This window comes from Lysinibacillus sphaericus (genome assembly GCF_000600105.1).
Classification (GTDB): domain Bacteria; phylum Bacillota; class Bacilli; order Bacillales_A; family Planococcaceae; genus Lysinibacillus; species Lysinibacillus sphaericus.
The window spans coordinates 2,583,112-2,609,714 of the sequence record NZ_CP006837.1 but is presented as its reverse complement, the minus strand read 5'-3'; the positions used below and the strand labels follow the sequence as shown (position 1 = coordinate 2,609,714).

The following is a 26,603-nucleotide window of genomic DNA, read 5'->3' as shown; positions in this document are numbered from 1 at the left end:
TATTGATTTGTAAGAAAATTGCCCACTTTTTTGTGTGCGATACATTATGGTGAGAAAACTTGGAATTTATTCGGAAGTAAATTTAAAATATTTGTAATATTATATCCAAAATAACAATGTTTGTTTTTGTAGAAGAAAATATTGTTAGAAAATTTAGTTTTTAGATTGCTTAATTTGTAGGTTATATCCTATAATTAGTAAAAATGGTTCATTAATAATATTGTCTGTCTGTAGTACTAGACCTTTGGATAATGTTTTTGGAATAATGAAATGTTTTTGAATTTGGAAATGGGGTGAGAAAAGATGTTTGGGCTTTCGAAAGAAGAAATTATGATGATGCTAAAGAAAGTTGAATTAGCAGATAGCCAAAAAATTGCAATAGCTGATATATTTCATCAAAATAATCTGTTAATTGAACAACAGCTAGCATTTATTATCCATCTAGTAATAGATGAGCGCGAACGAAATACGTCAAACAATACATATTTAAATTAATGTCAAGGGATTTTGTCAAAGCGATAAACGATGTGTCTTGATATTATGCATAGAACAAATTATTAAAATCATGTGAGTCAAAATGATAAGGCTTACATCACAATATATGTAAATAAAGAAGAAATCACAGTTTTTTGTTGTGGACAAAATAACTGTGATTTTTTACTATATAAAACAAAAAATGAAACTTAGAACTATTCTAAACGTATAAAAGATAAAGAAGGAGGTTGTAATAATGAAAAGATGTGAGTGGGTAAAGTTAGACGAGCCATTATATGTAGATTATCATGATAAGGAATGGGGTGTGCCGATTTATGACGATCAGCACTTATTTGAAATGATTTGTCTAGAGGGGGCACAAGCAGGTCTGAGCTGGTGGACAATTTTACAAAAGAGAGAAGGTTACCGAGAGGCCTTTGACCAATTTAATGCTGCTAAAATCGTGTCCTATACCGAAGAGAAGTTGGCTGAACTAAAAGAGGATACACGTATCGTGCGCAATAAGCTTAAAATAGCAAGTGTCGTAACGAATGCACAAGCCTTTTTACGTATCCAACAACAGCATGGTTCTTTTTCACAGTACATATGGTCATTTGTAGACAATCACCCTATTGTGAATAACTGGGAAACGATTGCTGATGTACCAGTAACAACTGAGCTAAGTGATCGAATGAGCAAACAGCTTAAAAAAGATGGTTTTAAATTTGTGGGTAGCACGATTTGTTATTCATTTATGCAGGCAGTCGGCATGGTCAATGATCATATTGTAGATTGTGGTTGTCGACAAGAGCAATCGTTAGAACAATATTAAATTTATAGCCTACAACAAGGGGAATAATAGATGAAATGATGGACGTGAAAAATAAGTAACTAAACTAATATGTTCTAGTAATACTATTGCAATATTTTAAATATACGATTTCACTAGACAATTAGGATGTTCTCATATATAATGGAATTAATAATAAGATTTCTTGATTTAAAATATTGAATTCACCTATTACAAAAAGTAATCGTGTTTTTCGGTACTTTTTATAATAGGTGAATTTTTTTGAAGAAATTGTTTATTAATTTATTTTTTGGAGGTTTTATTTATGAAACAAGGTACAGTAAAATGGTTTAACGCAGAAAAAGGTTTTGGATTTATCGAAGTTGAAGGTGAAGCAGACGTATTCGCTCACTTCTCAGCAATCCAAGGCGAAGGTTTCAAATCACTTGACGAAGGTCAAAAAGTTGAATTTGAAGTGGAAGACGGTAACCGCGGACCACAAGCTAAAAACATCGTTAAACTATAATTGAACGATCGTTTTGTAAAAAGAGGCATTCTTTAAGAATGCTTCTTTTTTTCTTTATTTAAAATAATCATCCTATACAATTGTTATTTTTCGTTCCATGTTAAAAGCATTAATCTGTATATCATGAATACACCTAGATAAGCCCCAACAACTAAAAATAATGGATTTAAAAAAACGGCATGGATGGTTGTCATAAATACTGCACCATCTTTAATAATTTGATAAATTGATGTGGATGCAATACTCCCAAAAATTATCAGCGCTAGCACAGCCAAAACATTCCATAGCAGGCGAGCACGGTCACTTTTGTATTGTAGCAATAGCATGATAGCAGGGACAACGATGCTCGATAAGATGATGAACAGTTTCAACTTAAATCACTTCCTTTCCTTAATTATGACCATGACTTTTAAATCATAATCAATGGCAGAAAGTAAAGCATGCTGTAGTGTGACATCGCTAATAAAAAGAACGTGTAAAAAAATTAACAATGGGGTAATAAAAAATATAGCCAGTAATATGGCAATCAAGAATAGGGAAGAGAAATTATTGAATGATAAAAGCTTTCTATGATGTTCAGCTTTTTTAAACATATAATGATATGATTTAAGTACATATCCAGTTAAGGAAAAAAATTAAAGATTCAGGAGGGATTATCATCAAAGATCATCGTCTAGTATACACAAAGAAAACGAAGGGGGAAGGACGGAAAATGGAAAAGAAAACTGTAGTTAAAAATGGAATAGGATTTGGTTCAGTTCTAGCCATTACAATATCTTGGAGTGTCCATCATTCTATACTATGGGCAATTATTCACGGATGCTTTAGTTGGCTATATGTCCTTTATTATGTGATGACAAGATAAAGAGGTTTAAGAAGTTGTACATAAGGCTGCGGATGATTAGTTTTAACATATCCTTCGCAGTTTTAGCATACATAACTAAGTGTTACTTTTACGATTAATGACACTACTCATTGTTTACTGTAAATGAAAGTTCTTTGAAAGAAAGGTTGATAGGATGACACATCAAGTTACCGCTAAGAGCAATATAGATTATGGTGCTACAGGCATCGATGAAATATTGCAAAATGTAGCATATATTTTATCTACATTTGTTATGTCTTACCCGGATAAGAGAGGACGGGACAGAAAAAAAGAGCTTGAAGTCCCTTTTCATTTTGCAAAGAAACGTAATACCGCACGTATCATTGATAGTATTCAACGATTTGAGCCTCGAGCAGTCATTATTGATGTGGACTATGTAGGAGATGTATCGAAAGGAAAGATCGAACCAGTAGTAAAAGTAATTGTTAATGGATAATTAGTTTGTATAAGAATAGCTTGTAACAGTCCACCATCCTTCGTAGTAAAAAAAACCTGCTTGACTATTTCGGAGAATTTTGGAAGTCGCAGCAGACGGTATTCACGTATACTGAAAGTCATCCGTAAATAGCAAGCAGATTCTTTTATAAAGCTTAGGTTTGTTTACACAGTTGCAATTCGTCTAAGTGCGTCAATTTTTTTGCAGTCGACAATAATAGGTGCATTTGCTGCTCCAGCTTCAACAAAATAAGCACAACAATTACACGTATCTAATTTTAAGAAAATAACACCAAGGAAGCTACCGCCACTTGATAAATAAAGATCTACTGTAGTTCCTAATTCAAATCTTCGTAATAAATGACAAATACAGCCTACACAGTGGTGATGATCGTCTTTGTCCCCATCTCTGTCATCTTTCCAACAAGATTTTTTTTCACAAGCACAATAATTGTGTTTCCAGTCTTCATGTTTTCGGCAACAAGATTTTCCTTTATGATCATGTTTGCATTTTTTTTCGACTTCGCAATAATATTGATCTTCTTGTTTATCACATGTATCTTTTTTGTAATGATTCCAATTCATATGTTTACAATATCTATTATCTGTCATTTTGAAATCTCCCTTTTGTTAGTTTGTTTGTGTAATGCGCGCGCTAGCCTTACATTTATAATCTATGAATTGAAATGATATTGACTTGGTAATATGTCCCTTAATAGAGTTAAAAATTAAAATCATTTTGAAAAAACAGACCTGTATGTATACCTATTGGATACAAATGATAGAAAGAAATAAGATTTGAGTAAAGAAAAAGAAGGTCAAAGAGCATAACGGTGTTGCCTTCCTTTCCTTTTGCGACAAAGAAGCTCTTTCCAGTGATGCGTCAGTGCCCAAAAACGTATTTTTTGTGAAAAAAGGAGAGCAGGAGAAAATGCATAAAAGTTTTATAAAAGGTATTTGTATAGTGATGGCATTACTTATATTTGTAACAATTTATTTGAAATACCAGCCGACTACATCTGTACAATTAACTCAAAATAATTCTTCTCAATATGCATCTGAAGAAATAGCGCAAAAGTTACAACGCACGCAATTAACAAAAAAAATAATTATAGCGCTAAGGGATGAAGGTTATCATCCAGATAGCACGATTGAATATTTAATCGACTCATCGGACAATCAAATTATCACAATAAGTTTACATAATTTAGAGAAAATCGATAACCGAACGGAGAGCAAAATCCAAAAAATAGTAAATAACATTGCAAAAAAGAATAACTTTAATTTGTTTATTGTGGATGTCCAGCTTACTGATCGAAATTGACGATTTTTGTACATGAATCCTAGTCTATTAGAAGATAATAAATAGTTAGTAATAACTACAAAAAGTTGAAAATTATTGGAAAATTATTATAGTATGTACTCCTCTTTATTGGTATATTTAGTATGTTAAAAGAAGAATTGGGAGGATTTAGTGATGAAGAAGTTTTTAATCATGGCTGTACTGTCGTTAGTAGCAATTATGGCAGCCGCATGTGGTAGTGAGGTTAGCAAAGGAGGTAGCACTCCTATCCCAAGTAACGAAGCAAAGAAGGAAGAAGCTTCAGCAGATAAGGAATCAGAAGAAAAAGAAGAAGTTAAAAACGATCAGACTGAGAAAGAAGCAGCTGCTCCAGTCGTTAATTATGCAAGAAACTATTTAGAAGATGTACCATTTTTCACAGAAGATCAACTAACATTAGAAAAGCAATCATATAATTTTATTTCAACGAATGCAGATTTATTCCCTGCTTTATCAAAAGAAGCAATTCAAAAAACAAAAAAGCTTGCGGATGATAAAATCACTTCCAAGCATTTAAATAAAAATATTAAACCATATCTAGAGAAAATGGTTACTTTTGCAGGCGATATCATCCAAATAGAGGAAGATACATTAGAGGATGGTACACCAGTGTCACTTATTTTAATTGAAGATATGGACTTTAATGCGATTTATGCCATTGGCTATCAATCAACAGAATTCCTTGAAGGGGATTTTGTGGAAATTTGGGGTTTACCTTTAGGTCAATATAGTTATGAAAACATAGATGGCGGTACTACATTAGCTCAGGCTATTGCAACGTCTCATATAGAATAAAAAATATAAGGGCACTCTCGTAGGAGATGTGTCCTTTTAGCATGCATCAAAAATTAATCTAATCTATGATATAATCGCAAAGAAAGAGGTGATTTTCCTGAATATTTTAGTTTTAGGTGCAACTGGCCGTGTAGGCAGTCATATCGTTTCCCTTGCACTAAACGATGGTCATCAAGTAATCGCATTAGTACGTACACCAAGTAAAATGATAATAGCGAATGAGAATTTACAAGTTAAACTAGGTAATGTCTTAAATAAAAACGACCTCATATCAGTTATGGCAGAGGTAGATGTCGTTATTAGCGCATTAAATACGGATGGGTCAAACACGTTAACAGCAAGTTTACCACTCATTCTCGATGCAATGGCAAGTAAAAAAGTGAACCGAATTATAACAGTCGGGACAGCTGGAATTTTACAAAGTCGTCTAACGCCTAATTTACTTCGATATCAATCCAGTGAATCAAAACGAAAGTCAACGTTTGCAGCACAAGAACATCACAATGCCTTTAAATTATTAGCGCAATCAACTATGGATTGGACAATCGTTTGTCCTACATATTTACCAGATGGACGTTATACAGGTAAATATCGCGTAGAGCGAGATTTCCTTCCAGAAGGTGGAAATGAAATATCTGTGGCAGACACTGCACAATTTACTTACCAACAAATTCAATGTTCTGAATACGTGAAGTCTCGAGTAGGAATCGCCTATTAATAGATTATTTGCACACACTTATTTTAACGATGGTATTAGTTAAAATGAGTGTGTTTTTCCGTCATCGAAGGATCTACAGCTTTACGTCATTTTAATAAAAAAAGCTGTAGCAACAGTTTGCTACAGCAAATGAATAATTAGGGAGATTCATGGCTTTAATTTTATTGTGGCACATAACTTGTTTTTTTATACTTCATATGGCAGTTAATAATTCAAATTTAAAAGCATTTTTTAATCATTTCCACAAATAATAAAGTACTAAATAATTTTTTTGGGAAGTGAAGTTGTTGAAGAAATTAATGCTATATATTGTGCCTTTTTGTATTTTAGCGGCCTCCATTTTTTTTGTAAGTGAACGTTTCTCTGCTGATAAAGGAAGAAAATATTATGAAGAGGCAGGGCAAATACTATGGGAAATAAAAACAAATGAAAAAATAATTGCATTGACCTTTGACGATGGCCCTCATAAAAAATATACACCTGAAATATTAGATGTTCTGGACAAGTACAATGCAAAATCCACATTTTTTATAGTCGGTGAAAATGCAGAAAAAAACCCAGCAGTTATTCAAAGAATGTATGAAGAAGGCCATGAATTAGCCATTCACACATATACACATCCTTTAAGAACGACTATCCCTAATCTACTGAAGGAAATTAAACAAACACATGAAACAATTTACGGTATTAGTGGATATTCTCCAACTTTATTCCGTCCAGTGGAAGGGCAATATACAGACGGTATGATTGATGCAGTTGCAAAAGAAGGATACAAAGTAGTGATGTGGTCTTGGCACCAAGATACAATGGACTGGAAAAGCCCTGGTGTTAATAAAATTGTCAACACTGTGTTGAAAGGGGCTAAGGAAGGCAATATTGTTCTTTTTCATGATGGTGGCGGAGATCGAGGTCAAACGGTTAAAGCGCTCGAAAAAATTTTACCTGAACTGGAAAAGCAGGGATATAAATTTGTCAAGGTTTCGGAATTACTTGAAGTGCAAAAAGCAACGAATAAAATGGAAAACAATAAGAAATAATAGGCATGCTTAGGTTAAAATAACTTCGATAAGTGCAAATTAAATGGGCACTTATCGAGGTTTTTTAGCGTATTCCGCTAGTTATTATTTGAGCCTGACCAACATCAATAGCATTCAAATCAAGCGAATAAGTACGACATCAAATAAAAAAGAAGAGCACAATAGTGTGCCCTCCATTTTCTAACGACGATGTTCTACAAGGTCAATTGCACCTAACACAATATGTGCTAAACCAAATCCAAAGACTGTATGGGCAATCATTTTGTTAGAACCGCTTTTTTGCTTTAATGCATATCCAGCAGCCGTAACAGCAGAACCTAAAATAGTTGGGATTAAACCTTCTCGAATTGAATTCATCAAAATCCCTCCATCGTAGTTAATTTGGTGTCATCACACCATTTATACTATTTGCGAATATGCGCAATACTATACTTGTCCAAATTTACTCTAATGAAGTGAATTTTTGTATAGAAAGGCGAAACACAGTAGGAAATCCAAGTACTTTCTCTTTTTTAAGCATGAAAAAATGGGTCACTTGGGGGAAGTGACCCAAAGGGGTTAATAGGAGTGTAAAGCTGGCATCATGCATGCCATTGCTTTGTATAACATTTTTTATAAGAAAGCAGTACCGACAATAATTAAGAGAATAAAGAGTACAACAATAAGCGTAAACGTAGAGCCATTGCCGCCACCATAGTAATAGTCACCGCCGTAGTTATATCCACCACAATAATTATTGTTCCAGCTTCCTACATTTCCGTAGTATCCCATGAAACATACCTCCTTTCCTTCCTTCAATTTATAATATGTTCCCTGTTGAAATGCGGAGGGGTATTTATCCCAATTCAAGCCCATCTGTTTTAGAAATGTTTTTTATAAAAAAATGTGTAAAGTTTTTCATTACAAAAAGCTGCAGCGTATAAAAACGCTACAGCTTTGAATTGGTTACCTGTTTGGTTTGTCAGTAAAAGCATTATAACATACTTTTTAAACTGTAGTATAGCAATTCTAATTCACTACATTAATTTTTGCTAATATGTATAAGGAGTTACTCCCACTACAATTTTATCACGGTCTTTAAATGTTCTTTCTGTTCAAAATACATAGTAGCTTAAACACTTATAATTCATTTTAAACAAACCCAATATTTGCGAAAAAGCATAGACAATTTTATGTTTCCCCTAATGTCTTAGCCCACTTTAGATAATTGTAGAAAGCATATGGTTGTGCCAAAAAGTACAAAGAATGATAGGTACTGGTTAGAAGCTTGAGGGAGATTAATTTACGAAAAGTTAGTTCTTTCTGTATTTTTGTTAACCTCCATAGGTCTAGGAATTGAATATGCTAGAAATGAAGGCAGGGATTGAAGAAATCCAAAAAGTACTTTATGAAAAATAAAGTAGTTTTTTTATGTCTTCAGCTATCACCTGTGTGGGGGGCTAATATAGAGGAAAGTAGGTGATGATATGGAAACAAATACATTTTGGTCTTCACTTATAGGAGGTATGACCGCATTAATCGTATATCTAATTGGCGGTGTGGATGAATTGGTGACATCTTTAACAATATTAATGGCAATCGACTTAACATTAGGTGTAATGGTTGGTTGGATCATCAAAGATATAGATTCTCGTAAAACGTTTAAAGGTCTTCTGAAAAAGACAGCCATGATTTTAATGGTTATCGCAGCAGTTCAGTTGGACAATGCGACAGAAAGCGGCAACTTTATGCGTAACGCCATGATTTTGTTTTTAATTGGGATGGAAGGTATAAGTATAATCGAAAACTTAGGTAAGTTGGGCATTCGTGTTCCAAAGTTTTTAGCAAATGCTTTTGCACAGTTGAAAAAGGATAATGACGATAAAAAGGATGATGAGCAGTAGATTGTAGTTAAAAGTCTCGTGACTTAATGGATACTTTTTAAAGTGTTTATAAGGATATTACATTAAACAATTCCCACACAGTAATGGCAAGAAAATAGACACAAGGCCATTTGCCTATCAAAATAGATTTTCTACCACCGCTGCCTTTGGATAAGACTGCTGAAGACCCTGTATCTGTGGATTATAGCATATAATGCGGGGATTGTTAGTCGAAAGGAATAATCTCATAGAGGTAGCAGGTCATAAAAATGAAACGTTTAATTGATCTTTTAACGCAGCACAAAATGGTAGCTGTTTTTCATAAAAATAATAAAAGAGTCACATCTAACTAGGTGGGGCTTTTTATTTTGCATTTAATAATGAGGGGAAGAACGTGTTGAAGGATAACACATCTCGAAAGAACGGCGTTGAAGGAATATTGAAGCATAAATGGATGTGATAAAGAGAACGTTGCCTTCAACAAGCTTTACCAAGTTTATTTGGAAAGAGGTGGTAGTATGCAATTAACCGATGGCTCCTGGATTTTTGAAACCGAAGAGATAGAAGCGGCTGTCATGAACTTAGAACGAGAGGGATACGAGCGAGAAATGTTGAACGCCTTCGCTCGATATGCTTACTTACGTTATAAACAAGTTAGGGATACTGTAAATCCACGGAAGTGCAAATACATGTTTATTGATAAAGTAAGAGAACAATTAAAGTCCCCAGCAAAATTACGTAGAGTTAGTAGTTTATTGAATATGACCGAAGAGGAAGTACAATACATTGTGGCATTTGTAAAAAAGCATTTGAAATATGTAAAATAAACAACCCTGTTTAAGTGAACTGGAAAATAAAATAGGTTTATTGAAACTTTGTAAATTATATAAACTTTTTGCCAATCCAATGAGCTGTTAACACTATAGGAAAAAAGAGCACACCAAAAGGTAAGGATATCAAAATCATTTTCCATGTAACAATTTGCTCCATCCATAATGATCTATATAAAACAATGCTGTATGGAATAATTATAATAACCGATGTAATAGTTCCAGGAGCAATAGAGCGGAATATAATTGTCTGCCCAATATGCGTAAACGCATGAATAAAAAATACTAATGAAACGGCTATAAAAAAGTATAAACTCCAACTAGTACCATTATAGAGATAGTAAATAGCTGAAATAGTAGCTGCACTGACAAATAAAAAAATAACAATAACTGCTGCTGCAAATTGAGCTGTCGTCATAGAAAACTGCTTCACAATTCGGTCAGCTATTTTGGGAGGCAACCGTTTATAAATCTTATTTCGATTCGTATGTAACCATTTTTCTACTAATATAATCTCTTCAAAATCGTGGATAATGAAAAGAATAGGAAATAACCAGATTAATGTTTGAACATTTAACCAGAATGCCATATTGACCTCACTTGCTTTCGTTTATATTTAATCACGTATAAAGATTGTAGATTGGAATGGAAAAATGATTAAAGGGTCACTGGACCAGAGTGACCCTAACCAACAAATCAGGAGGTGCAAAGCTAAATTTGCTTTACACTACTATTATTATGATGAAATAGTTATGATAACTAGCTATTAGCCTGCAAACTAGATAAAAAATAAATACTTTATTATTTATAAAGTTACGTGTGTTTCTATGATTATAATTATTATACCAATTATGGATTATTTAGTTAATTACTTTTTAAATAATCGTGAGTGATAGTTAACTTTTAGTAAAATACTGCTCTTTCGACAAATACGAAATGTTGATTAAGAAAAATATTCCTAATTTATGCAAGAAATTCAAAGTGCATTGTAATGCATAGGGAAATAGTATAGTGAGTATGCGCAAGGATAAGTCTATCTACATGTGACATTGTCGATCTTTTTAATCAAATTTGTTGTTTTCAATTGTCAGAAATTATCAATATATCTTATAATAATAAAAAATATAATATAAGAGGTGAACTTATGGGGAAACCAGTAGATTACAATCTATTTCCAGCCTATCAAAACACACTTGAAGACAGACTAACCGAACGAAAAGAAGAATATATAGAAGAGTTAGAAAAAGCAAAACTTGGCGGGTATCTATTAGATTTTGAAAAATTATTAGAAGAAGTACCGCAATAAAAAAAGCACCTCACAGGGGGTGCTTTTTAGTTGAAACAAATCGTAAACCTGTATACCTCGTTACATACCAATCGATAAAATTTCATATTCGCCATTACATATCAAATAAAATAAAATTTTAGCAAATTGCTACAAAGTTTGTATAAGAATTAATAATTCAGTAAATATATTTATTTTGAATTATCTTCAAAATAATAGTTAAATAACCCTGATTTTTAGTTTGAATATTGAAATGCTATCCGTAATTGTTAAAATAAATTTTAACTAGATTTAGTGAGACATAGGAGAATACGTGTCCAAATCTTAATGAGGTGGGTAGTATTAGATACCCATTAATAAAAATACTATGATAATGTTCGGCTGTAAATAATTTTAATACTCTGAAAACTTATAAACAGATTAAAATTTAATGTTTATAGGAGGATTAGTATGAAAAAATTTATTTGTTGCTTAGTAGTAATTTTGGTATTTTCTACTGTTGCATCTCCAACATTATTGACAATTGCAAGTTACGAAAATAATTTAACGCTAGCTTCAGAATATAATAGCTTTACGTTGCTTTATGATAATGGTAATCATTCAGCTTTTCAATTAAAAGATGAAGCAGGAAATATTTTTGAGTACGTTGAAGATGTAATCAGTAAACCTGATGGAACGGATGAAATTACTCAAAAAATATTTAATATTTCTCCTAATAACGAGAAAGAATTAATAGATAAGAAAGTTATTAGGATAATGGAAACAACAGAAGAAATAATGATTAAAGAACTTACTAATCCGAATAGTGTGGAAGTGAAAATAAACAAAAATAATCCTCAATATAATACTAATGGTACTTTCCAACAACAATCTTATAATAATATTAATCCTAAATTAAAAACACTGACTGCCTCAAAGGGGGCATCTGGCGGTTCTTATATTGCGGCTATTCGTTGGGAGGAATCACCTAATAATAATAATGCCTATGCTATTTTTGGTACGATGTCTAAAACGACAACGAAGCAACAATGGCAGTATAGAGATTTTAAAGCAGCAGCTAATAATATTGTGGCACAAGAGAAAATTATCGCTACGGCTGGTCTAATAGGAATATCTACAGCTGTTTGGGATGCTGTTAAGGGTGGTAATCTATTATCATGGGAATTAATTAAAAAGATATTTAAAAGCCTAGGAAAAAGTATACCTGTTTTTGGAACAATTCTTATTGTATTTACTTATGTTAATTTATGCCTTAAAGCAAAGGAAAAATATAATGCTATACCATAATTAAAAATAAAACTAAGTAACCATATAAGGTGATTGTTTTGAATACTTTCCTTGAAATTCTATTGGGCGCTTTGATAGTATTCGTTTATATTAAATTAATATCGTTTATTTTTAAAAAATCGGTAATGTATATGAATAGAAAAAGTACGGACTTTCTTGCACAAAGACTTCCTGGCTGGCTAATGGTTATGATATCAAGCGGTTGTATATTTTATTACACACTACCATTTTATCCTTATTATATAATGCAAACGATAATGTATGTAGCAATGGGTGTTTGCATTGTATCATTATTCTTATTGTTGGTCGTTAAAAATATTAGCATATCTATATATAACAAAATCCTAATAAAAATTAAAAAGGAGTATGATAGCAAATAAAGCATAGTCAAAAGAAGTTTTTGAAGTTTAATGATATATAACCATTTAGTTTCTATGGAAGAATTAGAAAACAAAAAAACTTGCTAGATTTTTGAAATTAGCGGAAGAAGTACCGCAATAAATTAGGAGGCATCTCACTTTAAAGTGAGGTGCTTTTCAATATAGTCTAGAACAGTTTAATAATTATCAAATAAAAATATCATGGCATACCATAATAATGAAGATGTAAAAATTATAGAAGGAGGATTTCTTATGAATTCTCTTTTTAATATTTTATTGAGTGCTTTAATTGGCTTCGTTTATTTGAAAATAATGTCTCTTGTTTTCAAAAAATCGGTAATGTATATGAAAGAAAAAAGCAGGGACTTCCTTGTGCAAATATTGCTAGGGTGGCTTTTGATCATGTTATCAAGTAGTTGGATATATTGGTATGCACCTCCGTATTTGACATATTATTATATTATGCAAACAATAATGTATACCGCCATGGTTGTTTGTATTATGGCGTTGTTCTTATTATTGGTGGTGAAGCCGATCAGTATCAATAAATACAACAGAATAGTTGTATTTATTAAAAAGGATTTTAATCGTAATGAAAGCTAAGTTAACAGGTTCTATACATATAGATGTGCAGCCATTAAGTGTATTGATACTAAATGGCTGCTTTTTAAATTAGAGTACTACGCAGAATAAGTAATGTAAATAATGTGCTATTGTTATAGAATGGTAAAAATACGATTTTGAAAGTAGAGGGAAAAGCATGTTTCCAATATTACATACCGAGCGTTTAGTGCTAAGAGAACTGACAGAAAATGATGCGCAAGCAATATTAAGTTGTTTTTCAAATCCAGACGTTTTACGTCATTATGGGCAGAAGCCGTTAACGAGCTTAGAGCAAGTGAAACAGATTATCCAAAATTTTTCTACTAATTTCAAAGAAAAACGTGGCATTAAATGGGGAATATCCGTGCAAGGACAAGAAGAAATTATCGGTACAATTGGTTTTCAAGATTGGTCTGTTGAGCATAAAAAAGCGGATATCAGTTATGCACTTTTCCCTAATAGTTGGGGGCAAGGCTATGCAAAGGAAGCTGTGGGTAAAGTTATTTCCTATGGTATTCAAGAGATGAATTTGGTGCGCATAGGAGCCATTGTTTTTACGGAAAATGAAGCTTCGAATAAGCTATTGGAAGCATTGGGTTTTGAAAAAGAAGGGGTTTTAAGAAACTTTATGCATCAAAATAATATGCCTTATGACACTAATGTTTATTCTTTCATTAAGTAAAGAAGTAAAGAAGTAAAGAAGTAAAGAACAATATTGAATATCATCGAAATAAATAGCGAAATATAGTGAAAACTTTATTTGCTAAATAATTTGAAACATGGAATAGTAGCAAGTATAAACCTCGAAAGATGTTTTGAACAAATGTCATCGTCTAAAATGTGCAGTGCTGTTTTTGTGCGAACTGTAGATTTATTGAAAATAAAATACTTATAGTGTTGCTCACCTACTATTTATGGTAAGCCCCTCCATACAAAAGAGTAATTGCGCAAGTATGGGAGTTATTGTTTCCTAACAGTTTTAATCCTGTAGTGAGCTACGATTTAACTTTTAAACCTAGTAATGATGCAAATCCAACAGCTTGTTCAGAAGATACTTCGCAACCTTTTATACTTTCCAAAGTAACATTCAACCTTTCATATCGACATGAGCTAATATCAATACCTTTTAAAGATGTTTGAGAAAAATCCACATCGTTAATATCACACTCATTAAAAATGACTTTATTAAATTTGCATTCAAAATAGTTGGCGCTTTGTAGCGATGAATGATTAAAAATGACCTGTTTTAAACGAGTCTCTGTAAAATCACATAGATTTGCAATGCAATTGTCAAACGAAACATTTCCTACATGAGCTTCTGCTAAATTCAATCCTAATACTTTACAATTGTCGAATGTAACTCTGTGAATTAAGCCTTCCCTAAAGCTGGCATTTGATAAATCACAGTTTTCAAAAATTACATCAGTCAAATCAATTTTTCTAAAAGATACATCTATGAATCTAACATTTTTAAAGAGTACTTTTGATAAAATAAGTCTATCAATAGCTATATTGTCAATGACCGTATTGGCGATAACACAATTGGATAAGTACGGATCTTCTTCATAAAAAATATCTTGAATATTTACTTTTTCTAATGCTAAAGGCAATTTAGGTGATTCAATTTTAAATACTTTTGCCACTTTATCACACCTCTCAATGTAATGATGTATATAGAATAATAAAAAATTCATGCTTTTATAAGACTTTATTTTTTCTTCATAGTATGGACATAGCAGTTTGTGTTACAAAGGACCGATTTGGGGGAATTAACATTGGAAGATTCGGTATTAAAATTTTATGATGAACTTGCAGAAGATTATCATCTAATATTTGTTGATTGGCATTTAGCCATTGCTCGGCAAAGTGAAATTCTATATAAAATTATCCAATCGAAGTTAAACTTATCTTCGACGCGGCAGGTTTCTTTATTAGATTGTTCGTGTGGCATTGGTACACAAGCAATTGGTTTGGCAAATTATGGATTTCATGTAACCGCTACTGACATTAGTGCTGTATCTGTAAAGAGAGCTAAAAAAGAAGCAGCCCGTTATGGAGTGAAAATAAACTTTGGAGTAGCAGATTTTCGCAAGCTCAATACATATGTATCAGGCTTATTTGATATTGTGCTATCGGCGGATAATGCAATACCGCATTTACTAACAGATAAAGATTTGCACAAAGTTTGTCAAAATATGTATGAAAAGCTTCATCATAACGGTTTACTTTTAGTTACGATAAGAGATTACGATGCGATGGTTATAGAGAAAATAATTACAACACATCCAAATATTTTGGACGAAGGAAAGAGAATGACTTTTCAAGTCTATGATTGGGCAGAAGATGGAAAAACGTATACAGTAAAACAATTTATTATGAGAGAAATTAACGGTGAATGGAAAACAAAACATAATAGTACGCAATACAGGGCACTGTTAAGGGAAGAAATTAACAAAGTACTACGTATGATTGGTTTCGTCAATATTGAATGGCATTTCCCTGAAAATACAGGTTATTATCAACCAATTTTGACTGCTCGTAAAGTGTAAAATGCAGTTCCCAATGCAAGCACACTAACATAAATTTTTATACTAAATATGAAACTTTTTGAATTTCCAAACGTATATTTTTAAAAATATTGGTTTTTAGGAGGTAAAAATGTATAAATTTAGTGTGGTTTTTGTTGTGTTTATCTGCTTATTAACGGCTTGTACACAAGATGAAGTTGTACCGAAAGAACAAGAATATGAGGATGAACAGATTGTAGTGACACCTGATGGGAAAGTAACCTTTGAGATTATTAATAACATTAAGGTTCCACAAGAAAAAGTGGAAGAAATTAAAGATGAACTTCTAACAGCCTATGAAGTAATACATAATTCGATTCAAACTGGTTATGTTCCTTCTGATAAAATCAACGTTTATCTCAATGAAGGAGACCTTGATTCATTGGGCTTGGCATCTAGAATCGAGCTATATGGCGTGAAGGAAGACGGATACCCACTAATACATGAATTAACACATTCCTTACTGGGCTATGGTAAAGATTTTGATACAAGCAGTGGGTATTTTACACAAGAGGGTTTTGCTAGTTATTTGGAAGAAAAGTACGGGGAAAATAAAACATATCCCCATAAACTTGTAAAATATTTTATGGATGCAAACAAATTAATCCCTATTAGTAATTTGATAGATTCTAATCTGGATGAATCCTATTTTCGCCCTGTCCTAATAACTGAAAAAGATGTTACCCTTCGATTGATGAGCTATACACATGCTTCTTCTTTTGTAACATATTTAGTAGAGACTTACGGGTTAGAAAAGTTTGAACAGATTTACAATGAAAAGGATTTGTCAAAAAAAGTAGCGGAAGTATACGGAAAAAATATGAGTGAATTAGAAAATGAATGGATTGTTTTTCTTAATAAGGATTCAAATAATTTAACATATGAAGAGAAAATGGACATGGGGTATTTTTTTGCTATCTCTTCAGTTATCGATACGATTGATTCGAAATTTTTTTCAAAGGAATAAAATGATGCGTGTAACAGATGATTGTTCTTTATTTGTTCGTAGATAAAATTTCAAAGCGTATGTTATTTCCGCTGTCGTCTTAATCAATAATTTGCATTTTATTTTACAATTGTTTATTCTATCATAATACTTAATTTTGGAAATAAGGTGATGGACATGAACAGTTTAGACAGGGCAAATAGAAAAAAAGGAAGAGCATTAAAAATTTTAGATGAATTACAATTAATGCAAAGATGGAGTACGATAGGGACTTGTTTTGTAGTGGGTGCAACCGCTTATGATTTAATCGTATCGCCTGATATTGATATGGAGACATTTAGTGATGAATTAATTCCAGAAAAAGTAATGATGGCGTTGGCACCATTAGTAGACAATCAAAATGTAGTGGAACTAAAATATAAAAATTATATGGATTCTGATTATCAAGGCTATTATTTTAAAATCATTTATTTAGCTAATCAAGAAGAGTGGAATATCGATATGTGGCTTTTTTCAAATGGACGTCAAGGAGCACTCTCTAAAGATTTGGTGCCTTTTATGAAAAAAGCGTTAACAGAAACTTCGAGAAAAGCTATTCTTGATATTAAAGAAGCTTTACTAGAAACTAATTTAAGTTATTCATCAATATTTATTTATCAGGCTGTAATAGAATTTGGGATTCGAAATGTGAATGAATTTTTAGAATGGACGAAAAACCATGCTACGAATTTACTTATTGACTGGACACCTAATAGCCATTAGGTGTGAGAAAATGGGGCACTTCTCTAGTTTTTAAGACTTGATTTCGACATATTTTGGCAGAGTTTCTTCGTTTTAGACTATCTTTTTATAGTAACATGAAGGAAAAAGATGAGGAGATTGGAAATGCCTGATTTAGTGCTTGCCCTGTTTTTATTGAACCTTTCTTTATTTCTTGTGCATGAAATGGATGCGATTAGGCGCTCGGAGTGGCGGCTGTTTGTTGTACTAAAGGATATGGAAGATGAGAAAGCTTACAAAGTATTCACATTGATTCATATAGTTCTTTACATAATTATATTTTTGTTATTATTTAGTCAGTATCAAACGATTCTTTTTTGGATTTTAGATATATTTTTTATTGTTCATTCCATATTGCATTTGTTTTTTGAACGACATCCTCGAAATAATTTTAAACATGCATTTTCAAGAGCGATTATACATTCGTTAGGCATTCTTTCAGTAGTACATTTATTATTTTTAATTTAGCTTTAAAGCAAAGCCATATCTTTAGTGATATGGCGTTTTTTATTGAAGAAAAACAGGCCATAATTTGGAATAATACACCTAGAAAATATAGTACAATGAGGGATGAATAGATATTTGAATTATTTGAAAATTAAAGAAAGGGTGGGGGATAAGGTGGTATTGCTTAAATACGATATAGAAGAGAAAGATATTAGGATGCTAAAAGAAGTTTATCAATCTGTTGGATGGCATAAACATAACGAACTTATCATCGAGAAGGTTTTTAATGCAAGTACTCATGTTGTAGTTGCATTGGTGGATGGCAAAATTGTAGGTTTTGTTAGAGCGCTTTCAGATGGGGTATTTAATGCAGCTATTTATGATGTAGTTGTCCATAAAAAGTTTCAAGGCCAAGGAATTGCACGGATGCTTTTGGAAGATATGAAGCAGCAGTTAGAAAATGTTTCATGCATTCAGTTAATTGCAACAACTGGTAATGTTCCTTTTTATGAAAAAATGGGATTTAAAAAATTGAAGACAGGTATGGGGATTTATAAAAATCAGCAACTAGCCCAAGAATATTTAGAGTAAATTTAGTAATGGATGGATCAATAATCATTAAAAAACCAGAATAGATGCTACAATATGTAGATTAATTCTGGTTTTTTTAAATAATCCAATTAATTTTATATACAAATTGTTCCTGTTTTTATACCAGTCGGTCCATTAAATCCAGGAATTGTATCAACTACCATATTTGTTGCGATATGTATAACAGACACCGTATTATCTAGTTGATTTGTGACATATGCAAACGTTCCATTCGGTAGGATGGTTACTTGGTCAGGGGAGATGCCTACAGGAATTGTTGCAATGACTAAATTTGTAGACGTATCTATAACAGATACTGTATTACTACCTTTATTTACAATGTAAACAAATGATCCATCGGGTGTAATAGCTGTTCCAACAGGTCCATTACCAACAGGAATTGTAGCCATTACTGTATTCATATTTGCATTAATAACGGATACTGTATTGCTCGCTTCATTTGTGACATAAGCAAATTGTCCATTCGGTGTAAAAACGATGGATCTTGGGCGAGCTCCTACAGGGATTGTTGCTACAACTATATTCGTTAGCGTATCAATAACTGATATTGCATTTGAATTTTCATCTGCAACATAGGCAAATGCACCATTGGGTGTAAAAGCTATTCCCTGTGGTGCAAGACCTACCGGAATAGTTGCAGTTACCGTATTTAAAGTTGTATTTATGACAGACACCGTATTAGAGCCTTGGTTAGAAACATAAGCCAATGTTCCATTTGGTGAAATGGCAACACCTAGAGGATTGATTCCAACTGGGATGGTGGCCACTGCCATATTCGTTGCCGTACTAAATACTGTTACATTATTCGAAAAGTATGCAGGCACATAACCGAATGCGCCATCTGGGGTGATTGCTACTTCTAAAGGAGCGGTTCCCACCGGAATGGAAGCGACGATAGTATTGGTTGCTGTATTTATTACTGAAACTCTATTACCGGGCGTTTCTATTTGACCAGCATCCGTAACATACACTAGATAGTTGCAAATTGGCGGAAAAGGTAAAAATGGTGGTTTACAATTACACTTACAACAAAAACAGCAACAATGGCAATGACAATTCGGATTTGATTTAAGCTTAAACTTTTTAAAATAATTTGGTTGTTTTTCCACGTTAGTCCTCCTTTCTTTCCTATATTGCTACTATATGTACACGTAACCATCTTCCTTGTATGTTTTCCTACATCTAAAAAGACACGCTTTCATATTAAGTACTTTTATTCAAATAATGTTTTAAATTTTGTGAACAGTTTTAATGTTTCTTTACGCAAATAAAATTTAACTCTTAAATGAATCATATTTTTTCAGACGTTAGCATAGTGAAATAAAGGGGGATAAATATGGGAAATGTGAATATTTATGAAATCATTGGCTTTTCGATTGATCCTATTTATGAGGCAGTAACAAAACTTATGGTTGATGAAGAAATCGTTATTGGCAAATATACCATTCGTAAAACACCAAAATTTTATGAAATTGAAAATATAAATTTGCATGAATGTTTTAAAGAAAAAGAGCATTGTTATCAATTTTTATGTAACTTGCTCATAATTAAATAATTACGTTACGACAGCCATTATGGATGTATGTTGATTTACTGGAAAAAAACAAATATTGTATGATTTTATTCATATTATCAAAGAGTGAAGGGGGATTATTATTGAATATCGAGCTCATAAACAGCAAAATTTCAGAACGCTTATTGAGTGGTACATTTGAAGTAAGTTTGTTTTTAATTGAAAAGATTAAGACGCACGATATGTTAGACTATTTTTCATTTCAACCATCAATAAGCCATTCTTTACAAAAAGAGATAATCAATATTATCCAGCCGACTATTGATAAGCTTGTTGGAAAAGAGCAACTAGAATTTAATGAAAATGGTCGACCGAATGGCGTAGTGGAGTATTGTAAGTCATCCTATATAGGAATAACTTATGATCATTTATTCAAAAGTTTACAGGAACCGGGTGAATCATTGAATGAAGATGTGCAAAAAGATTTATACTGTATAAAAATTGAAATAGAAGCAGGGAAGTATGCTTATTTCCTAAATCGCATTCCGCAATTTAAGAAGTTTTCTAAAGGGCTTTGGGGAATCATTGCGGATACTACTTTTAGAAAAGTCTCAGATTCATTTATTGGCATTGAACCAGGGTTCGATTTACTTATTTATGACAACGAAATACTAGTGGTAAATAATGTTTCAGTGCAACGAATTTTCGATTTGAAAACAAAGTATGTGCACAATACGAATTCGGTCTTATGTGCTTTTGAAGAAACGAATAAATTAGAAGGCTTTGAACAATTTAAAAATGATAGCATTGAAGATGGTAATATAGTTAAAAGAGTTTCGCGATTAATGACAAAGCCTGAGAGAATGACAAGGTTCGTTGAAAATTTTGATAAAATAGAAGAAATTATTAAAGAATTTGACTTAAATATAGAATTAAACGAAGAAAAGTCAAAAATAAAATATACAGATAAAAAACAATTGAATGATATCGTCAAGTTACTGAATGATGCTTATTATAAAACTGTTCTTACGGGTGAAAGAGGCAGAGATGATTTAAGGTAATTTATTAAGAAAGGGTGGAGGAAAAATGACAAATCTTTTTAAATTGTTTCTGTTTATATCGTCATACTCTCCATTATATGTCATTGTTGCTCTTTCCATATTCCCTTATGAAAATATTGATTGGCAGTCATTTAGTGAAGATCAAGTAACGTTTACCGTTACTATTATCTTGGTCGTATTATTTTCCCTTTCCTTTTTACCGATTTGGTATATTAGGAAATGTGAATTAAACAGCACGATTGTTAGTGAGCGCGTAGCAAGAAAAAATGAAGAGATTTTAAGTTACTTAGTGACATATATCGTTCCTTTACTAGCCATCAATGTTAAAGAAATAAGTACTTTGATTACAAATGGGATTTTGTTTATGATAATTGGCTATTTATATATTAAGTCTAATTTAATCCATGTGAATATAACGTTCTTATTATTTGGATGGAACATTTATGAGGATGAGCTTGGCCGCGTAATTATCTCAAAAGACAATCCAGATTATTTTATCAGAATGAACATTGCTAACAACCCTATCCGTGTTAGAAAACTGGCTAGTAATATTTATTTGCATAGGTCTTAGAGAAAGTAGCAAACCATTGTGAAAAGTCACTATTTGACAATGGGCAGGACTTAAAAACAGCCAGATTACTTAGTAGGCAAGGATACGCCTTATATGACAAACAAAAAAGCCTATACCAAAAAATGATATAGGCCAAATTCAAAAATTAATCTGTTTTTAGGAGAGAATAAATATTAATATCTATAAAATTCCCTTTTGAATTTTCGTATTGTCTTAACTTTCCTTCGAATGTAAAATGAAGCTTTTGTAACACTTTTATAGAATTTACATTTGCAGGTTCTACCTTTGCCTCAATTCTATTGATTTTTAAAGTTTCGAAAGCATATTCAATAAGTGCCTTTATACCTTCAGGAGCATACCCCATGCCCCAATAGGCTTTCGCGATATCATAACCAATTTCTACTTTTGCATTATCTAAGTCTATTGAATTGAATCCACATGTTCCTATTATTTCGTTGGAGTTCCTTTCAATCATGCTAAACCGTATCGCTTCACCAGCATGAGCTAATCCTTCTAGAAGTTCAATCATCTCTGTTGCTTGCGTTTCATGCGTAAAGGTAGTGATATTCATGTATTTCGTTACATCTGGATCAGACCAAAGTTTAAACAAGTGAGGTGAGTCTGATACAGCCATTCTTCTTAAATGTAATCTTTGAGTGTGTAGTTCTTTTATCAATGCTTATACCTCCAATATTTTTAATCAGTTAGATAAAAAATATTGCCATCTGCGCATAGTTCAGTCCCTTCAAGGTTTTTGTTCTAGTCTATGTTATTTCTCTTTCACTTTTGTTTTTCTAAGTAGTATTGCTGCCATAAATAAAAAAACAGCTATCCATAAGGAAAAAAGAAAGTTTTCAAGTAAAGCCCAATGATTATTTTTGAAATAATCCCAAATGGATGATAGTAAAAAAACGATCATAATGAAAGTGATATATAAGTACTTTCCGAATTTTGTCAATTGAAACAACCCTTTGTGCATCAGTGTAACTTTAAAATCAACCTAAAAAAGAGGCTATGTAAATTTTTGTGGCTTTGTAACCTTAATGGAAGCTACTTCACCACAATCTTTACAAAAGTTAAAAATGTATGGAGAACCAACAGAAAATACGGATCCAATAGGTCTTACATTACCTTGACTTGTTTCACTACCAACTTGACCGCTTACAAAGGAATCACCACCACAAGCTTTACAAATCAATTTACTATTCTCCATAAATGCACCTCTTTATGTAATATATGTTAACTATACTATAAAGTTGATGATAGCGTCTAATCTCTTCAGCGCATCATAGATACTAATTCGTTTCTTGTCGTTCCCACTCGCTTCGTAAAATCCCCATTTTTATAGCATCATAGTATTTTCCATCAACAATTCGTGCATCTCTAATTCTTGCCTCTAATTGCATCCCTAATTTCTCGGCTACTCGTATCATTCTTTCATTACCAGACCAAGTAGACATCCCTAATCGATGGAGGGGTGTATTTTCAAAAAGATAGTCAATCCATAAGCGATAAGCTTCTGAACCATAACCACCATTCCAATAAGCTGTATCATATGTGACAATCCCTGTTTCAAGCCAGTTAGTATTTTTATCTACCCAATAAGCACCGACAACACCAATAAACTGTTCGTCTACTGCTATGATTAATGAACTTGGAACATCTTCAAATAATTGTTCATCTTTTGTCCATTCCTTTAAAAACGCAGCTTTAGACTTATGTTTTTCTGGAATATATGGACCGTTCCATTTCTTTGCTTCTTGTTTCTCATCAACATACTTCCAAAAATAGATATTTTCAATATCGGAAGGAGTAGCTGTTCGTAATGTAACTTTATTTCCTTTTATATATATCATTGTATTCTCCCCTTGTTTACAACAAAACTACTATACTATAATATCATAATCAAATATTTTCTTATTTTATAGTATGTCGAAAGTATAGAGCGTACTAAAGGATTTAAAGTCAGCAGTATTCCTTCCAGTTCTTACTGGAAGGGAGGATAAGTTGCCTTACAAATGAAAGTTATTATAGGAAGGGAAGGAGCATTATCATTATCTATGAATTTTGAAGAAGATATCCATCTACATGTTGGATTTTATGATACTAATGGTGAATTTGAAGGTATTTTTTTAAAACAAAAAAGTGGCGGGACATGGTGCTTATTTTTCCATAATGAATCTTATAATGTATCCCTAAAAAAAACGTATGCTTTATTTGATCAAGATTTTGGGTATATGGTGAGAGAATACAATATTTGTAATTTAACTTTTGAGCATGCAAATCAATTATTCAAAGAATTTTTATTAGAAGAGGAATTAATTGTTATAAGGGAGGGGGACAATACCTTTCATCTGAATGAAGTAAAAGTCCAAGATCATTAGGTTTCAGCTAATCACTGCCAAAAAACCTCTACAGAACCCGAGTTTGGCGACAAACTGAGAGTAATCTCATCCTCTATAAAAGTTATACTGAAAACTTTTATAGTATTTATTTTAGTTTTAAGCTGATAAGTAATGCCAAACACTATGTTTAAAATTAAACAAAATTTAAAGGATTCAAGAAAGCTCAATATCAATTTGTTTCTAGTGTTAAAAAATTCACATGACCAATAACAGACATAATAAGCCAATATCATTGGCCCATTAAAACATTGAGCTAAATCCAGCTCGCAATTCCCCCATATACTAATCAAAACAAGAGGACAGCGCGCCTGACATAGCTACACCCGCTGTACCTACAAATAGCTCCTCCGCCAGCACCTAACCCTAAGCTAGTTATTGCACCAAGAACTCCTAATGTATATGTCCATATTTGAACGAGCCAGCCAGTCTAGTCGTTTGAGCTGATTGTTCCCCGCTATGTAATTTTATAATCAGTCCACTAGTAACGGATTTATAAATTAAATACGCTATTACCATAACTATCTATTGCATGCGTTGGCAAAGTCTCTATATAATCACCTTTTGTAACAATTATATTTCCAACATCAGCATTTTCAATTTTCACCTCTTCGTTTAACAAATCTAAACGCATTGTACTTTCCTAAATTGTTATTGCAACATCATTATTCTGCTCTGCTACATATATAGTTGATGCAGTTAAAGCCGTATTTCCAGTGAAAAACCAGTCAATAAAAAAATTCCCTCATGATTGAAAACCCACGCATAATCTAGACTTAATGAAGTATTTATAATGCTTTAGTAGTCGAGTTACATGATAGATAGACTGAAACCTACTGTCTATTTTCGTATAAGGGAAGAGAAGGAGGCAAAGCCCTAATCTATTTTTAATAGCGTTTATCTAAAAATAACTAGTAAATTAACTCCAAATTATGTATATTTATTATGAGGAGGAATTAATTATGAAAAAAATATTAGTATTACCATTATTATTGTTATTTGGAATTATTTTTGCGGGATGTAGTGCGGATTCAGAAAAGGAGAGTGGAGACAAAAAGGAGGTTGCTGCAGATACAACTGAAAAGACTTCTGTGAGCAAACCACTTAAGGTCGATAAAGAGCTATTAAATGTTGAGGTAACGTTACCGGCTGATTTTTTTGAAGGTGAAGATATAGATACAGTGATTGCTGATGCCAAAGACGAGGGTATTCAAGAAGTAATTAAGAACGATGATGGTTCTTTAACGTTTAGAATGTCTGAATCACAGCACAAAGAAATCTTGAACGATATGGAAGAAGAGATTATCGTGTTCATAGAAGAGATTAAAACAGATGAAGAGATTACTTCTATTAAGGATATAAGTTACAATAATACATATTCTGAGTTCACACTTTTAGTTAACCCAGAAGAATTAGAAAACACCCTAGACGTCGACGCTACAGCTGAACTTGTTCTGATGGGTATGTTCTATCAACTGTTTAATGGAGTAGATCTAGAAAAAAATCAAGTAACCGTTACTTATAAAAATGAATCAAATGGTGAAGTAATTAATACAACAGTATATCCGTAAAACCAGATGATTTAAATGAGCAAAATTAATTTTAAAATTTCAAGGAGTAAAAGCACTTAAAAAAGTGCTTTTTATTTTGCACTAAAAGGAATTTGAGGCATATCATAGGTTTATAACGCACAACTATGATTTAAACAGACTTAGGAGTCCATCGGTGTTGCAATAGTTAATCCAAAAGAAAATAATTGTTGATACTGTAATAATTCCATTATTTCATCGGAAGCTAAACAAGTTTAAAAGGTTTGCTAAAACGGTGTTTACAAATCTATTACTCTGTTACAAATGATGTCAATTTCTTTAAAAAAGCTGCTGCGTCGTTATATGATACAGATAGAGATAAATGCTATTGCTTTTTATATTTTTTACTAGTCCATGCCCAATTTATGAAAGCAAAAATAAGGACGGTCCATAAAGAAAAGAAAAAGTTGCTAAGCAAGTTCCAATTACCGTATTTCAAATAATCACGAATCAATAAAATTAAAAATAGTGATAAAAAGTAGAAGAGATAGATATATTTCCTGATAAATGCCATATTGTTAACCTCATTATGTATTTTCTATAAATTGTAGCACAAAAAACGTCGACGTTTGCATCAACACAAAGCGGAATAGATAATCAAGCATTATCATTAGAGAAGTATAACAATGGTGAAATTGTTATTAAAGAATTTTGTGGGAAATCTATACATTGCGCTTATAAAAGGTAGTGCTTTAGTACAATATAGATTACCTTATTATGTAAATGTGATACAGATAGAAGCGGAAGTCTTGAGTTAAGGTAGTCATTTTAGTAGAAGTGGCTAACATGTGGTGGAAACTTAACGAAATAATTGAGGATGTAAAGCAAATTGTAAATGGATAAGTCGGGAGAGAGACAAGTTGGA

Annotated in this window: 33 protein-coding genes and 1 pseudogene; 23 read left to right on the top strand and 11 right to left on the bottom strand. The window is 32.3% G+C overall.

The window, feature by feature from the left end; all coding sequences use genetic code 11:
- Positions 1–303 precede the first annotated feature (303 nt).
- From T479_RS12425 to T479_RS12415, 3 genes are all read left to right on the top strand, one after another.
- Positions 304–495 (top strand): hypothetical protein, encoded by a 192-nt coding sequence (locus T479_RS12425; protein ID WP_024360943.1) that lies wholly within the window; start codon positions 304–306, stop codon positions 493–495.
- A gap of 235 nt (positions 496–730) precedes the next feature.
- Positions 731–1,306: a DNA-3-methyladenine glycosylase I gene (locus T479_RS12420; RefSeq protein ID WP_038509735.1), complete on the top strand. Its 576-nt coding sequence runs from the start codon at positions 731–733 to the stop codon at positions 1,304–1,306.
- 283 nt (positions 1,307–1,589) lie between these two features.
- Positions 1,590–1,790 (top strand): cold-shock protein, encoded by a 201-nt coding sequence (locus T479_RS12415; protein ID WP_024360941.1) that lies wholly within the window; start codon positions 1,590–1,592, stop codon positions 1,788–1,790.
- A gap of 83 nt (positions 1,791–1,873) precedes the next feature.
- Here the strand turns inward: T479_RS12415 and T479_RS12410 are convergent, their stop codons facing one another.
- On the bottom strand, positions 1,874–2,161 hold the full coding sequence (locus T479_RS12410) for a hypothetical protein (RefSeq protein WP_024364925.1): 288 nt from the start codon (positions 2,159–2,161) through the stop codon (positions 1,874–1,876).
- Positions 2,162–2,809: 648 nt separating this feature from the next.
- Between T479_RS12410 and T479_RS12400 the strand changes: the two genes are divergently transcribed.
- Positions 2,810–3,112 (top strand): hypothetical protein, encoded by a 303-nt coding sequence (locus T479_RS12400; protein WP_024364924.1) that lies wholly within the window; start codon positions 2,810–2,812, stop codon positions 3,110–3,112.
- A gap of 164 nt (positions 3,113–3,276) precedes the next feature.
- On the opposite strand, the gene T479_RS23935 is transcribed toward T479_RS12400, so the two are convergent.
- Positions 3,277–3,723 (bottom strand): hypothetical protein, encoded by a 447-nt coding sequence (locus T479_RS23935; RefSeq protein WP_025219790.1) that lies wholly within the window; start codon positions 3,721–3,723, stop codon positions 3,277–3,279.
- Positions 3,724–4,042: 319 nt separating this feature from the next.
- Here T479_RS23935 and T479_RS12390 point away from each other — a divergent pair, with 319 nt between their 5' ends.
- From T479_RS12390 to T479_RS12375, 4 genes are all read left to right on the top strand, one after another.
- Entirely contained in the window at positions 4,043–4,435 is a 393-nt protein-coding gene (locus T479_RS12390) for a hypothetical protein (protein ID WP_025219789.1), read from the top strand.
- Positions 4,436–4,588: 153 nt separating this feature from the next.
- A complete protein-coding gene (locus tag T479_RS12385; protein ID WP_024364921.1) occupies positions 4,589–5,248 on the top strand; it encodes a hypothetical protein in 660 nt (219 codons plus the stop codon).
- A gap of 97 nt (positions 5,249–5,345) precedes the next feature.
- The gene (locus T479_RS12380) at positions 5,346–5,966 is read left to right on the top strand and encodes an NAD(P)-dependent oxidoreductase (RefSeq protein ID WP_025219788.1); all 621 of its coding nucleotides are present in this window, start codon (positions 5,346–5,348) and stop codon (positions 5,964–5,966) included.
- Between the two features lie 287 nt (positions 5,967–6,253).
- A complete protein-coding gene (locus T479_RS12375) occupies positions 6,254–7,003 on the top strand; it encodes a polysaccharide deacetylase family protein (protein WP_025219787.1) in 750 nt (249 codons plus the stop codon).
- 180 nt (positions 7,004–7,183) lie between these two features.
- On the opposite strand, the gene T479_RS12370 is transcribed toward T479_RS12375, so the two are convergent.
- Together T479_RS12370 and T479_RS24305 are read right to left on the bottom strand one after the other, a co-directional pair.
- Positions 7,184–7,360 (bottom strand): hypothetical protein, encoded by a 177-nt coding sequence (locus T479_RS12370; protein WP_024364918.1) that lies wholly within the window; start codon positions 7,358–7,360, stop codon positions 7,184–7,186.
- A gap of 255 nt (positions 7,361–7,615) precedes the next feature.
- Positions 7,616–7,774: a YjcZ family sporulation protein gene (locus T479_RS24305; RefSeq protein WP_080653413.1), complete on the bottom strand. Its 159-nt coding sequence runs from the start codon at positions 7,772–7,774 to the stop codon at positions 7,616–7,618.
- Between the two features lie 695 nt (positions 7,775–8,469).
- On the opposite strand from T479_RS24305, the gene T479_RS12365 reads away from it, so the two are divergent.
- Positions 8,470–8,886, top strand: a complete 417-nt coding sequence (locus T479_RS12365) for a phage holin family protein (protein ID WP_024364917.1) — start codon at positions 8,470–8,472, stop codon at positions 8,884–8,886.
- A 497-nt stretch (positions 8,887–9,383) separates the two neighbouring features.
- Positions 9,384–9,692, top strand: coding sequence for a hypothetical protein (locus tag T479_RS12360; protein ID WP_025219786.1), 309 nt, complete (start codon positions 9,384–9,386; stop codon positions 9,690–9,692).
- Between the two features lie 55 nt (positions 9,693–9,747).
- Here T479_RS12360 and T479_RS12355 read toward each other — a convergent pair whose 3' ends face one another.
- A complete protein-coding gene (locus T479_RS12355; protein ID WP_025219785.1) occupies positions 9,748–10,284 on the bottom strand; it encodes an HXXEE domain-containing protein in 537 nt (178 codons plus the stop codon).
- Positions 10,285–10,839: 555 nt separating this feature from the next.
- Here T479_RS12355 and T479_RS23930 point away from each other — a divergent pair.
- The 3 genes from T479_RS23930 to T479_RS12335 all read left to right on the top strand — a co-directional run bounded on the left by T479_RS23930 (position 10,840) and on the right by T479_RS12335 (position 13,932).
- Positions 10,840–11,001, top strand: a complete 162-nt coding sequence (locus T479_RS23930) for a hypothetical protein (protein WP_162832729.1) — start codon at positions 10,840–10,842, stop codon at positions 10,999–11,001.
- A gap of 429 nt (positions 11,002–11,430) precedes the next feature.
- Complete coding sequence (locus T479_RS12350; protein ID WP_025219784.1) at positions 11,431–12,267, top strand: hypothetical protein; 837 nt, start codon at positions 11,431–11,433, stop codon at positions 12,265–12,267.
- Between the two features lie 1,140 nt (positions 12,268–13,407).
- On the top strand, positions 13,408–13,932 hold the full coding sequence (locus T479_RS12335; protein WP_025219782.1) for a GNAT family N-acetyltransferase: 525 nt from the start codon (positions 13,408–13,410) through the stop codon (positions 13,930–13,932).
- A gap of 313 nt (positions 13,933–14,245) precedes the next feature.
- Here the strand turns inward: T479_RS12335 and T479_RS12330 are convergent, their stop codons facing one another.
- Positions 14,246–14,893 (bottom strand): pentapeptide repeat-containing protein, encoded by a 648-nt coding sequence (locus T479_RS12330; protein ID WP_024364910.1) that lies wholly within the window; start codon positions 14,891–14,893, stop codon positions 14,246–14,248.
- Positions 14,894–15,025: 132 nt separating this feature from the next.
- Between T479_RS12330 and T479_RS12325 the strand changes: the two genes are divergently transcribed.
- The 5 genes from T479_RS12325 (at position 15,026) to T479_RS12305 (ending at position 18,581) form a co-directional block, all read left to right on the top strand.
- Entirely contained in the window at positions 15,026–15,799 is a 774-nt protein-coding gene (locus T479_RS12325; protein ID WP_025219781.1) for a class I SAM-dependent methyltransferase, read from the top strand.
- A 109-nt stretch (positions 15,800–15,908) separates the two neighbouring features.
- Positions 15,909–16,784 carry a hypothetical protein gene (locus T479_RS12320; protein ID WP_025219780.1) on the top strand — a complete coding sequence of 292 codons (876 nt, stop codon included), beginning with the start codon at positions 15,909–15,911 and terminating at the stop codon, positions 16,782–16,784.
- A gap of 156 nt (positions 16,785–16,940) precedes the next feature.
- Positions 16,941–17,525 carry a hypothetical protein gene (locus T479_RS12315; protein WP_025219779.1) on the top strand — a complete coding sequence of 195 codons (585 nt, stop codon included), beginning with the start codon at positions 16,941–16,943 and terminating at the stop codon, positions 17,523–17,525.
- A 123-nt stretch (positions 17,526–17,648) separates the two neighbouring features.
- Entirely contained in the window at positions 17,649–18,011 is a 363-nt protein-coding gene (locus T479_RS12310; protein WP_024364906.1) for a DUF6713 family protein, read from the top strand.
- A gap of 195 nt (positions 18,012–18,206) precedes the next feature.
- The gene (locus tag T479_RS12305) at positions 18,207–18,581 is read left to right on the top strand and encodes a GNAT family N-acetyltransferase (protein WP_052599584.1); all 375 of its coding nucleotides are present in this window, start codon (positions 18,207–18,209) and stop codon (positions 18,579–18,581) included.
- A 95-nt stretch (positions 18,582–18,676) separates the two neighbouring features.
- Here the strand turns inward: T479_RS12305 and T479_RS12300 are convergent.
- A pseudogene (locus T479_RS12300) lies at positions 18,677–19,594 on the bottom strand (beta-propeller fold lactonase family protein); the annotation flags it as partial.
- A 344-nt stretch (positions 19,595–19,938) separates the two neighbouring features.
- On the opposite strand from T479_RS12300, the gene T479_RS12295 reads away from it, so the two are divergent.
- From T479_RS12295 to T479_RS12285, 3 genes are all read left to right on the top strand, one after another.
- Positions 19,939–20,157, top strand: a complete 219-nt coding sequence (locus tag T479_RS12295; RefSeq protein ID WP_025219776.1) for a hypothetical protein — start codon at positions 19,939–19,941, stop codon at positions 20,155–20,157.
- Positions 20,158–20,258: 101 nt separating this feature from the next.
- Positions 20,259–21,176, top strand: a complete 918-nt coding sequence (locus T479_RS12290; RefSeq protein ID WP_025219775.1) for a DUF4868 domain-containing protein — start codon at positions 20,259–20,261, stop codon at positions 21,174–21,176.
- Positions 21,177–21,201: 25 nt separating this feature from the next.
- Positions 21,202–21,747 carry a KwaA family protein gene (locus T479_RS12285; RefSeq protein WP_025219774.1) on the top strand — a complete coding sequence of 182 codons (546 nt, stop codon included), beginning with the start codon at positions 21,202–21,204 and terminating at the stop codon, positions 21,745–21,747.
- A 145-nt stretch (positions 21,748–21,892) separates the two neighbouring features.
- Here T479_RS12285 and T479_RS12280 read toward each other — a convergent pair whose 3' ends face one another.
- The 3 genes from T479_RS12280 to T479_RS12265 all read right to left on the bottom strand — a co-directional run bounded on the left by T479_RS12280 (position 21,893) and on the right by T479_RS12265 (position 23,603).
- Entirely contained in the window at positions 21,893–22,423 is a 531-nt protein-coding gene (locus T479_RS12280) for a GNAT family N-acetyltransferase (protein WP_025219773.1), read from the bottom strand.
- 336 nt (positions 22,424–22,759) lie between these two features.
- Positions 22,760–22,960, bottom strand: coding sequence for a hypothetical protein (locus T479_RS12270; RefSeq protein ID WP_025219771.1), 201 nt, complete (start codon positions 22,958–22,960; stop codon positions 22,760–22,762).
- Between the two features lie 82 nt (positions 22,961–23,042).
- Positions 23,043–23,603 (bottom strand): GNAT family N-acetyltransferase, encoded by a 561-nt coding sequence (locus T479_RS12265; protein ID WP_025219770.1) that lies wholly within the window; start codon positions 23,601–23,603, stop codon positions 23,043–23,045.
- Between the two features lie 162 nt (positions 23,604–23,765).
- Between T479_RS12265 and T479_RS12260 the strand changes: the two genes are divergently transcribed.
- Entirely contained in the window at positions 23,766–24,131 is a 366-nt protein-coding gene (locus tag T479_RS12260) for a DUF3986 family protein (RefSeq protein ID WP_025219769.1), read from the top strand.
- Between the two features lie 511 nt (positions 24,132–24,642).
- Here the strand turns inward: T479_RS12260 and T479_RS23745 are convergent.
- Positions 24,643–24,783 carry a hypothetical protein gene (locus tag T479_RS23745; RefSeq protein WP_158497890.1) on the bottom strand — a complete coding sequence of 47 codons (141 nt, stop codon included), beginning with the start codon at positions 24,781–24,783 and terminating at the stop codon, positions 24,643–24,645.
- Between the two features lie 328 nt (positions 24,784–25,111).
- Here T479_RS23745 and T479_RS12255 point away from each other — a divergent pair, with 328 nt between their 5' ends.
- Positions 25,112–25,720, top strand: coding sequence for a hypothetical protein (locus T479_RS12255; protein WP_038509724.1), 609 nt, complete (start codon positions 25,112–25,114; stop codon positions 25,718–25,720).
- Positions 25,721–26,603: the final 883 nt, after the last annotated feature.